This is a genomic window from Terriglobia bacterium (assembly GCA_020073205.1).
Lineage (GTDB): Bacteria > Acidobacteriota > Polarisedimenticolia > Polarisedimenticolales > JAIQFR01 > JAIQFR01.
On the sequence record JAIQFR010000044.1, the window covers coordinates 22830 to 33438 of the forward strand.

10 protein-coding genes are annotated in these 10609 nt (G+C 71.0%); 6 read left to right on the top strand and 4 right to left on the bottom strand.

Annotated features, from left to right (window positions below; genetic code table 11):
• The first annotated feature begins 29 nt into the window (after positions 1–29).
• The 4 genes from LAO51_10945 to LAO51_10960 all read left to right on the top strand — a co-directional run bounded on the left by LAO51_10945 (position 30) and on the right by LAO51_10960 (position 5243).
• The gene (locus LAO51_10945) at positions 30–1145 is read left to right on the top strand and encodes an efflux RND transporter periplasmic adaptor subunit (protein MBZ5639254.1); all 1116 of its coding nucleotides are present in this window, start codon (positions 30–32) and stop codon (positions 1143–1145) included.
• Complete coding sequence (locus LAO51_10950) at positions 1145–4342, top strand: efflux RND transporter permease subunit (protein ID MBZ5639255.1); 3198 nt, start codon at positions 1145–1147, stop codon at positions 4340–4342. The genes LAO51_10945 and LAO51_10950 overlap by 1 nt, the downstream gene beginning before the upstream one ends.
• A complete protein-coding gene (locus LAO51_10955) occupies positions 4339–4638 on the top strand; it encodes a hypothetical protein (GenBank protein MBZ5639256.1) in 300 nt (99 codons plus the stop codon). The genes LAO51_10950 and LAO51_10955 overlap by 4 nt, the downstream gene beginning before the upstream one ends.
• A 233-nt stretch (positions 4639–4871) precedes the next feature.
• A complete protein-coding gene (locus LAO51_10960; protein ID MBZ5639257.1) occupies positions 4872–5243 on the top strand; it encodes a nuclear transport factor 2 family protein in 372 nt (123 codons plus the stop codon).
• A gap of 12 nt (positions 5244–5255) precedes the next feature.
• Here LAO51_10960 and LAO51_10965 read toward each other — a convergent pair whose 3' ends face one another.
• From LAO51_10965 to LAO51_10975, 3 genes are read right to left on the bottom strand one after another with little or no spacing between them, the layout of a single operon-like run.
• Positions 5256–6632 (bottom strand): D-alanyl-D-alanine carboxypeptidase, encoded by a 1377-nt coding sequence (locus tag LAO51_10965; protein ID MBZ5639258.1) that lies wholly within the window; start codon positions 6630–6632, stop codon positions 5256–5258.
• Positions 6633–6668: 36 nt separating this feature from the next.
• Positions 6669–6959 (bottom strand): hypothetical protein, encoded by a 291-nt coding sequence (locus tag LAO51_10970; protein ID MBZ5639259.1) that lies wholly within the window; start codon positions 6957–6959, stop codon positions 6669–6671.
• Between the two features lie 44 nt (positions 6960–7003).
• A complete protein-coding gene (locus LAO51_10975; protein ID MBZ5639260.1) occupies positions 7004–7696 on the bottom strand; it encodes a Smr/MutS family protein in 693 nt (230 codons plus the stop codon).
• 24 nt (positions 7697–7720) lie between these two features.
• Between LAO51_10975 and LAO51_10980 the strand changes: the two genes are divergently transcribed.
• Positions 7721–8662, top strand: a complete 942-nt coding sequence (locus tag LAO51_10980; GenBank protein MBZ5639261.1) for a peptidylprolyl isomerase — start codon at positions 7721–7723, stop codon at positions 8660–8662.
• Positions 8663–8677: 15 nt separating this feature from the next.
• On the opposite strand, the gene LAO51_10985 is transcribed toward LAO51_10980, so the two are convergent.
• A complete protein-coding gene (locus LAO51_10985; protein ID MBZ5639262.1) occupies positions 8678–9640 on the bottom strand; it encodes a hypothetical protein in 963 nt (320 codons plus the stop codon).
• Between the two features lie 147 nt (positions 9641–9787).
• On the opposite strand from LAO51_10985, the gene LAO51_10990 reads away from it, so the two are divergent.
• Positions 9788–10609, top strand: an 822-nt coding sequence (locus LAO51_10990) for a hypothetical protein (protein MBZ5639263.1), incomplete at its 3' end; no start/stop codon positions are given.

Below are 10609 nucleotides of genomic sequence, written 5' to 3' on the forward strand. Positions count from 1 at the left end.
TGATCCGCAACCGCGGAGCGAGGGACCCGATGAGGCGGAACGGAACTGGAAAGGCGCGCGTGTCGAAGGGGAGGCCGGCGCGGGCCGCGGCGGGGGCGCCGATTCTCGCGGCGATCTTGGCCCTGGCGTGCGGCGGAGGGAGCGGGACGGCACGAACGGAGAGCGCCGCTCCCCTCGCGGCGAAGGCCGCCGCCGTCCTCAAGGTCCCGTGGACCCGGACGCTCGCGGTCGCCGCCGGCGTCGACCCGCTGCGGCGCGCGACGCCGGGGACGATCCTGATGGGGCGCGTGGATCGGGTCCTTCGCCGGGAGGGCGACCGGGTCCGCTCCGGCGAGGTCCTCGCTCGGGTCGAGAGCCGGGAGGTCACCGCGCGGCTCCAGCAGGCCGAGGCGAGCGTCGCCGCCGCGTCGGCCATGGAACGCAACGCGCGGCTCATGAAGGAGCGGATGGAGCGGCTCCTCGCGAAGCAGGCCGCGACGCAGAAGAACCTGGACGACGCGACCGCGGGGTACGAAGCGGCCGCCGCGAGCCTCAAGGCTGCGGAAGAGGGCGTCGCGACGGCGCGGATGTACGTGGCCTACTCGGCGGTCGCGGCGCCGTTCGACGGCGTCGTCGTGGAGAGGCGCGTCGAGGAGGGCGACACCGCGGCACCCGGCATGCCGCTGTTCGTGGTGGAGGACACCTCGAGGATGAAGGTGGAGGCGCAGGTCCCGGAGACGGCGCTCGTGGGCCGCCGCATCGGAGATCCGGTGGAGATCGAGGTGGACGCGGCGGGAGGCGGGGTGAGGAGGGCCACGCTGTCCGAGATCCTGCCGGCGGCCGACCCCAGGAGCCGGACCCGCGCGGTCCGGGCGCTGCTCGACAACTCCGACGGCGCGCTCCGGTCCGGGATGTTCGCGCGCATGCGCCTCCCTGGCGAGGAGGGGAAGGCGGTCGCGGTCCCCGACACGGCGCTGGTCCGGCGCGGCCCGCTGACCGGCGTGTTCGTGGTGGAACCGCGGGAGGTGGCGCGTCTCCGATGGGTGACCCTCGGCGAGACGCGAGGCGGCCGGTCCGAGATCCTGACCGGGCTCTCGGCCGGGGAGAGGATCGTGACGGACCCTCCGGCCGGCCTCGAGGACGGGCGCCGGATCGAGGCGCGGTGATGGCGGGCGTCGGAGCGTCCGGCCGAATTGCCCGGGCGTTCATCGACAACAAGCTGACGCCGCTCCTCGTCGCGGCGGCGCTCGCTCTCGGCGTCCTCGCCGTCGTCGCGACGCCACGCGAGGAGGAGCCGCAGATCGTGGTGCCGATGATCGACGTCCTCGCGCCGTGGCCCGGCGCCGAAGCGGCGGAGGTCGAGCGCCTCGTCGCGGTCCCGCTGGAGCGTGCCCTCCGAGAGATCCCGGAGGTCGAGTACGTGTACTCCACGTCGCGACCGTCCGGCGCGATGGTGATCGCGCGGTTCTTCGTCAACTCCGACCCGTCCCGCGCGCTGGTCGGCGTGCGGGACAAGGTGGCCAACGCGATCCCCTCCCTGCCCGCCGGGGCGCTCGCACCCTCGATCACCCCCCGGTCCATCGACGACGTCCCGATCCTCGCGCTGACGTTCTCGTCCGGTCGCTACGATCCGCTCGCGCTGCGGAGAATGGCGTCGGAGATCGAGGAACAGGCCCGCGCGGTATCGAACGTCGCCGCGACGTCTCTCCTCGGCGGGCTCCGGAGGGAGATCCGGGTCGAGCCGGACCCGGAGCGGCTGGCCTCGCGCGGCCTCGCCCCCGCGGCGGTCTTCATGGCCCTCGAGAAAGCCGGGGCGTCGCTGCCCGCCGGGAGCTTCGGGGCGGAGGGACGCGAGACCGTGGTCGAAACCGGCGATTTCCTCGCCGGGGCCGACGACGTCGGCGCCGTGGTGGTCGCCGCGCCGATGGGGCGCGCGGTCCGCCTCGGGGACGTCGCGCGCGTGTCGGACGGCCCCGAGGAGCCGAGGAGCTACGTGTTCCACGCCGAGGCGGGGAGGCCCACCGTCCCGGCGGTCACCCTCGCCGTCTCCAAGACGCGTGGGGCGAACGCGACGGTCGTCGCCGACGCGGTGCTCCGGCGGATCGAGGCGGTGCGCGGGCGTTTGCTCCCGGCCGACGTCACGATGACCGTCACGCGGAATTACGGCGAGACGGCGCAGGAGAAGTCGAGCGAGCTGATCTTCCACCTCCTCCTCGCCACGATCTCCGTCGTGGCGCTGATGGCGCTGGCGCTGGGCCTGAGGGAGGCGGTGGTGGTGGCCGTAGCGGTCCCGGTGACGCTGGCGCTCACCCTGCTGATCTACTACGTCTCCGGGTACACCCTGAACCGGGTGACCCTGTTCGCGCTGATCTTCTCCATCGGGATCCTCGTGGACGACGCCATCGTGGTCGTCGAGAACATCCATCGCCACATGGCGCTCCGCAAGCTGCCGCCCCTCCAGGCGGCGGTGTTCGCGGTGGACGAGGTCGGTAACCCGACGATCCTCGCCACGTTCACGGTGATCGCGGCGATCCTCCCGATGGCGTTCGTGACCGGCCTCATGGGGCCCTACATGAGACCGATCCCGGTCGGCGCGTCGTTCGCCATGCTGATCTCGCTCCTGGTGGCGTTCGTCGTGTCGCCGTGGCTCGCGTTCAGGATGCTCCGCGGGGAATCCGCCAACCGTGGCGGAAAGCACGCGTCCCCCGAGGGCATCGGCGCCCGGGCGTACCGGCGACTGATGGAGCCGCTCCTCCGCCGCCCCGCGTACCGCTGGGGAATGCTCCTCTGCGTCTCCCTGCTCCTCCTCCTGTCCCTGGCCCTCGTCCCGTTGAAGCTCGTGACCGTCAAGATGCTGCCGTTCGACAACAAGAGCGAGATGCAGGTCATCGTGGATGCCCCGGAGGGAACGACCCTCGAGGCGACGCTGGCCGCGGCGCAGGAGATGGCGGACCGGATCGGGACCGAGCCCGAGGTCCGCGATGTCCAGGTGTACGCGGGGACCTCGGCGCCGTTCAACTTCAACGGTCTCGTCCGCCACTACTTCGCGCGGCGCCAGCCGAACAAGGCCGACCTTCAGGTCAACCTCCTGCCCAAGCGGGAGCGCAGGGATTCCAGCCATGCCATCGCCGGTCGGATCCGACCGCTCGTGGCCGAAATCGCTCGGCGCCGCGGAGTGCGCGTGAAGGTCGCCGAGATCCCGCCCGGCCCGCCGGTCCTCTCGACCCTCGTGGCCGAGGTGTACGGTCCCGATCCCGCGGTGAGGCAGGAGGTCGCGCGGAAGGTCCTCGCGGTCTTCGACGCCACCCCCGGCGTCGTGGACACCGATTGGTACGTCGAGGCACCGCAGCCCAAGGCGCGATTCGTCGTGGACCGCGATCGGGCCGCGCTCTCGGGGATCGAGCCCGAGCAGGTGGCGATGACGTTGCGCCTCGCGGTGGACGGGCTCTCCCCTGCCGTGGCGCACCCCGGCGGCGAGCGGGAGCCGGTGCCGATCACGGTCCGCCTTCCCCTCGCGGACCGCTCCAGCGCAAGGGAGCTGGGCGGCCTGAGGCTCCTCTCCGCCGCCGGAACGACCGTTCCGCTCCAGGAGGTCAGCCGGCTCGAGAGCGGAACGACCTCGCCGTTCCTCTACCGGAAGAACGGCCGGCCGGTCACCTACGTGATCGGCGACGTCGCGGGCACGGAGGAGTCGCCCGCTTACGCGATCCTGAAGATGTCCGATCGGATCCGGGCGATCACCGTTCCGGGAGGCTACGCGGTGGACGAGCGGATGGTGGACGATCCGCGGAGGGGAGACCACGAGGCGGTGGTGTGGGACGGCGAGTGGAGGATCACCTACGAGGTGTTCCGCGACCTGGGAGTCGCGTTCGGCGCCGTTTTGATCCTGATCTACATCCTCGTGGTCGCCTGGTTCCGGTCGTTCGCGGTGCCGCTCCTGATCATGGCCCCGATCCCGCTGACCCTGGTCGGGATCCTGCCCGGCCACGCGCTGACCGGGGTGTTCTTCACCGCCACCTCGATGATCGGAATGATCGCGCTGGCGGGCATCATCGTCCGGAATTCGATCCTGCTGGTGGATTTCATCGAGCTGTCCCTCGAGAGAGGGCTCTCCCTCCACGAGGCGGTGCTCGAGGCCGGGGCGGTGAGGTTCCGGCCGATCGCGCTCACGGGGGCCGCGGTCGTCGTCGGAGGCGTCGTGATGGTCCTCGACCCGATCTTCCAGGGACTCGCGGTCGCCCTGATGAGCGGCGTGCTCGTCTCCACGGCGTTGACCCTCGTCGTGATCCCGCTCCTGTACTTCATGATGATGCGGCGACGCGTCCCGGCGCCGGCCGGAGCTCGCGAGGAGGAAGCGCCTTGACGGGGATGAAGCAGGTCACGATCTTCTGCAGCGCCGATCTCTCCACCGCGGTCCAGGAGGCCCTCGTCCGCGCGGGGGTCGAGGGGTTCTTCCACCTCCCGGGAGGCGCGGGGGTCAAGCCGGGCGCCGCCGCCGAGCACGGACGGTGGCCTCGCTGGGAGGCGGAGATGTTCGTGACCCCGGTGCCGGACGACGCCGCGTCCCGCATCGTGGAGGCGCTCCGGTCGCTCGCCGGCCGTTGCGAGGTCGAGCCTTGCCTGCGTATCCTGGTGTCGGGCCTGGAGGCGGTGCATTGATGGAACGCTTCGGTGAGATCGTCCTGATGATCGCGGTCTTCGCCGGCTGGTTCGTGTTGAACCGCTTCGTGCTCCCGAGGGCCGGCGTCTCGACCTGAATGGCCCCGGGCTGCCGCCCCGCGGAGCGGGGCTCGACGGAAGCTCCCACGGACGGCCCGGACGAGCGTTTCGAGCCAGGACCGATGACCACGGCGCCGCTTGTCCTCCCGAGGGACCGGCATTAGTCTCACCGCATGACCCCCGACGAGTTCCGCTCCTGGATGAACGACTACAAGCGGGCCTGGGAGACGCGGGACCCCGAGCTCGCGGCCTCGCTCTTCGCCGAGTTCGCGGTCTACCAGGAGGCGCCGTATCGCGACCCGTTGCGCGGCCGGGCGACCGTTCGCGCGTACTGGGAGCACATCCCCCGCACGCAGGAGAACGTCCGTTTCGAATTCGAGGTGCTGGCGGCGGCCGGGGAGACCGGGTTCGCGCACTGGTGGGCGTCGTTCCGCAGGATCCCCTCGGGCAAGCGCGTTCACCTCGACGGGATTGCGGCGGTCACCCTCGACGGGGAAGGGAAGTGCCGTCTCTTCCGGGAGTGGTGGCACAAGCGAGAGGTCTAGCGGCCCGCGCCCTCACCGCCGCGCGGCAACCCCCCGCGCTCGCGCCGCGAGGGCGCGCGCCCCTGGCGTTCCTCCCTCCGGCGCGGCCGCGCCCGCAGGGAGCACCGAAAGGACCACGTCCGCGTCCGCGTCCGCCGCGGGGAGGGGCGGGGCGCACGTGCGGGGCGAAGGGCCTCCCCGGCTCGCGAGAAGGTCGAGGAGCCATCGCTGCTCTTGATTCCGCGCCCGCCTGACCCGCCCGGCCGCCCGGGGCGCTGCGAGGCAGAACACCACCTCGCCCTGCGCGGTGTTCAGGAAGCCCGCGAGCACGGAGACCCCGCCGTCCGTAGCGGTGAGGGTGCCGGTCTTGGCGACGAGCGCGGTCGCGTTCGGCCCTTCGGAGAGCAGCGGAAAGAACCGGGTCACGGTGCCGGGATCGCAGCCCGCGACTGGCAGCAGCGATTCGACGCCCCGACCGACCCGGTCGCCCGTCCGGCGGAACTCGCGCATCATGCGGACGACGAGGCGGGGCGTGATCCGGTTCTCGCCGAGCCCCGAGGTCGTCTCGAGGTGGACGAGATCCGGGGCGGCGCCGATCGCCTCCCCGAGCCGTTGCGCCAGCTCCTCCGCGGGTCCGAGCGCGGCCCCGACCCTTTCGATATCGTTGTTCGAGAAGCAGTTGAACCGGCGGAGCGTGTCGGCCAGCGGCTTCGACCGGTGGACGACCGCGACCTCGGCGCCGTCGGTCCCGTCGTCGACCCGCACGCCCTTGGCGATGGAGACGCGCGGCGGCTGCCCTGCGGGAAGGCCGCGGCGGATGGCGAACTCCCACCACGCGGCCCGCGTCGGACGGTTCCAACTCTTGGATTCGAGGGCGAGCTTGAGACGCGTCCCCATCAAGGTCGCTCGCCGGTCGGGATCTCGCTCCATTCCGGCCGACCCGTCCTCCCATCCCATCCAGAACCTGTGGTTGACGACCAGGGCGCCGGTGACCCGTCTCACGCCGAGACGGTTCAGCGCTGCGCCGGCCAGGAACGCGTTCTCCGCCTGGAAGTCGGGGTCGCCGCCGCCCTCGACCACGAGGTCGCCGTCGAGGATCCCCTTCTCGGGGTCGAGCGTTCCGCGGGTCCTGAAGCGCGTCTCGAACCGATGATCGGGGCCGAGCTTGTCCAGCGCCCACCACGACGTCGCCACCTTGACCACCGACGCCGGGTTGATCGGATCGTCGGCCGCGCGGGAGTCGACGACGTCGCCGGAGATCGTCTCCACGTGCCAGACCATGTCCAGCGCAGGTCGCTTGGGCTTCGCATGACGGGTGGGGCGAGGCGCTCGGGTCGCGGCCGCCGCCTGGAATGCGAGGAGGAGGGGGACCAGGAGGAGCAGGGCCGCGATCGGTCGTCGTGTCCTCATCATCGGCGCGCAATATACATCTTGTGGCGCGGAGCGCTACTCCAGATCGAAGATGCTCGGCGGGCGGCCCTTCTCGTCCGCCGCCTTCTTGCGCGCCTCCTCGAACTTGCGGTCGAGCAGGTCCTGCTGGTTGCGGGTGCGGTCGGCGGCCTTCGAGAACGCTTCCTCGCGCTTCTGCGCGCCGGTGTTCACCTCCGTCATCGCCTGCTCGAAGCTCTTCGACGGCTTGGAGACGGGGCGCTCCTCGGCGAGGATCTCACCCGTGGCGGCGTCGACTTTCATCCTGTTCCCGCAGCAGGGGCAGAGGACATCGAGCGTGGCGGACATCGTCGTGGCCTCCCGCTCCATTGTCCGGCGCGCCGCTCGGCCCGTCAATCGACCCGGTCGCGCCGATGAAGGCGGACCACCGTCGCCCCCCAGCCTCCGCGCTCCGGAGGGGCGTCGTCGAACCCGGCGACCCCCGGATGACGCGATAGGACCGCTCGGACGACGTCGCGCTGCACGCCGATCCCACGGCCGTGGATGAGCCGGACCTCCTCGAAGCCCGCCTCCAGGGCTGCGTCGAGATACGATCCCACGACCGACCCGACCTCGCGCGGCAGGAAGGAGTGGAGGTCGAGCCGGTCCTCGACCGGCAGCGCGACCTCGGCGGGCAGGTCGTCCTCGGGAAATCGGTCGTCCTCGCCGCTTTTCTTCACGGCGCCTCCCTCGCTCCGCGTGGCGATTCCGCGCTTTCCCGGCCGGATCGCATCGTAGCATGCGCGGCACGGGTTGATGCGCCTCGTCCGCCCCTCTACAATGGCGTGTTCGGGGCGTCGATCGTCCCGAGACGACTCGCGGGGGCGTCCCCGCCGGGAGGCAGCATGGTTCGAACAGGGTCCCAATCGCTTAGGCTCGCCGTCGGCCTGGCCCTCCTGGGCTCGCTCGCGCTCGCTTCGGGCTGCGGCGGGTCCAAGACGGAGGCCCCCGCGGCGCCGGGGACCCCGGCGGCCCGGCAGACCGGCTCCTCCCTGCCCCCAAGCACCGGCGCGCCCACGGTCCCGCCCGTCGCTTCGCCATCCCATCCGCAGAGGGATCCGTCGATCGTCGTGGCGACGGTGGACGGCCGGCCCATCACGGTGCGACAGGTCTACGGGCTCGCCTCCGCGTACCGGATGCGGCTCGAACAGCGCGGGACCACGATCCCGCCGGAGCAGGAGACCGACCTGCTGCGGATGTCGCTCCAGTCGCTGATCAACAGCGATCTGATGGCCCACGCCGCCAAGGCCGTGGGACAGAAGGTCGACCCGAAGGCCCTCGAGGACCGAATTCGCGAACAGAGGTCGCGCTTCCCGAGCGAGGAGGATTACCGCAAGTCGCTGGCCGCGTCGAAGGTCACCGAGGAGCAGATCCGCGCGGACCTCGAGACCCAGCTCCTCGCCGAAGGGTGGGCGCGGTCCAAGACCCAGGACGTGAAGGTGGACCCGGCCGCCGTGCGCAAGGTGTACGACAGCAACAAGGACAAGTTCAAGGGGTCCGAGGAAGCCCACGTCCTCGAGATCCTCGCGACGTTCGAACCCTCGGACCCTCCGGCGAAAAAGGAAGAGGCGAGGAAGCGCGCCGAGGAGGCCTACGCCAAGGCGAAGGCGGGCGAGGATTTCGGGAAGGTCGCGGGACGGTACTCCCAGGATCCGAGCGCCGCCAATGGTGGAGACCTGGGCTTCGTCCCGCGCGGCATGACGTTTCCGCAGTTCGAGGAGCCCGCGTTCTCGCTCCCGATCGGGCAGATCTCGCCTGTCTTCGAGACCCCGCGGGGGTTCAACGTCATCAAGGTCCTCGAGCGGCGGCCGGAGCGGCAGCTCCCCTGGGACGAAGTGAAGGAGAAGCTCACCGAGAACATCACGTCGAGACTGAAGGGGCAGACGCTCCAGGGACAGATCTCGCTCCTCCGCTCGAAGGCGAAGGTCTCGATCACGGATAAGGAGCTCGAGCCGCCCCCCGAGCCGCCGCCGACCGCGCAGGCGGGAGGCACGGCGCCCGCGACCCACTGAGCGATCGCCGAGCGGCTACTTGGAGAGCACGGCGCCCGAGGTTTCCGTCGTCGCGGTCTTGAAGAACTGGTACCCCTCGTATCGGCGGGACGAGGCTTGGCGCGGGGCCGACCGCTTCGCCGAGACGGCGATCCGCGTGTCGTAGCGCAGCTCCGTCGGGAAACTCAGCCCCGCGGTCCGCAGGCCGAACTGCACGAAGGCCCCGTAGAGCAGCGGTCGCGGCGCCATGTGGAGCCCGATGATGTTGAACGCCTGCGACCATCGGTCGTAGAGCGCGCGGACCCGCGCATCCTGCCCGGTCGGCTGCGCGTGGATCTCCAGGGGGGTGAGGGTGACGGCATCCACCAGGACGGTCCCCTCCCACTGCCGGATGTCCTTGCCGTCCGTGAACGGGAGCGCGCCGCGGAACTCAATCTCGCGCACCCAGTCGTACCCCTCGACCCGCTCCCCCTGGTCCCGGTAGGCGAAGAACGATTGGTCGAACCGGCTGAACAGCTGCACCCAGGCGTACGCCGGCGGGAAGGGCTCCTCGTCGCGCACCTCGCCGCCGTGGGGGGTGCCGTCCTCCTTGACCTTCTGCCGGACCTCGTGGAGCGTCTCGCCGTCGGCTTCCCGCTCGAGGAGGTACGCGTAACGCCTCACCGACTCGTTGGACGCCTCCGCGTCGGCGTCGTAACGCGCGAGGCGGACCGTCTCCATGCAGGTGAAGCGGAGGGCGTACTCCCTGTAGAGATCCGCGGTGTGGGCGAGCCGGGAGCGCAGGTCCTCGGGGAGGGTCCAAGGTGCCTGGGGCTTGGGTTTCTCGTCCTTCGGCTTCCTGCCGGAGTCGGCAGGCGGCGGGGTCGAGGCGCGGTCCCCGGCCGGCGGCCGCGCATTCGGTGGGCCGTCGACAGGACCGGGGCCCCCGGCTGCCGCCGCGCAGGGCGCCAGCGCGACGACGGCGAGGAGAGCGGCGATCCTTGTCCGCGAGCGGCGCACGCGTGCATTCTAGCCCGGAAGCTCCGCCCGTGGCCGCTTCGGCGCCGTTCGACGGACGAGGGCGGCGCCCCCTGCGCGCGCGCCTGATATAGTGGTGCGCGTGGGTCGACGAGGTCAACGGGCCCGCGACCGAAGACACCGAAGACGATGCTGAGGCGAATCCGCGATCTGTTGAAACGCAGCCCGAAGGCACCCCGCACGAGGGAGGCTCAAGGTGCCGACGTGCCGGAGCCGCCGGCGGCGCCGGCTCCTCCCGTCGCGGAGGCGAGCCCGCCCGCGCCGGTTCCCATCCGGCACGGGCCGCGCGTCGTCCACCATCGCATCGAGCCCGCCGAGCTGGATCAGGACGCGGTCCGGATCCTCCAGCGGCTCACCCGATTCGACCACGCGGCCTACCTCGTCGGAGGTTGCGTTCGAGATCTACTTCTCGGCCGCCGGCCGAAGGACTTCGACATCGGCACGTCGGCCACGCCGCGACAGATCAAGCGCCTGTTCAGCAATTGCCGGATCATCGGGCGGCGCTTCCGTCTCGCGCACGTCTACTTCCAGAACGGGAAGATCATCGAGGTCGCCACGTTCCGGGCGTACGACGGGGACGAGGCGGAAGGCGGCGCCGAGCCCGGGCGCAAGGACCTCCTGATCCGCGAGGACAACGTGTTCGGCAGCGTGGAGGAGGACGCGTTGCGGCGCGACTTCACGATCAACGCGCTGCTCTACGACGTGGGCTCCTGCAACGTGCTCGACCACGCCGACGGTCTCTCCGACCTCAGGCGCCGGCTGGTCCGCACGATCGGCGACCCGGAGGTCCGGTTTCGCGAGGACCCGATCCGCATCCTCCGCGCGATCAAAAACGTGCCGACCGTCACCATTGCTACTGGGCAGGTTCATTATCTTGAAGAAGGGCGAGGTCCGACGCTTGTCCTCCTCCACGGCATGGGCGCCGAGGCGGGCTTGTGGGCCCCCGTAGTT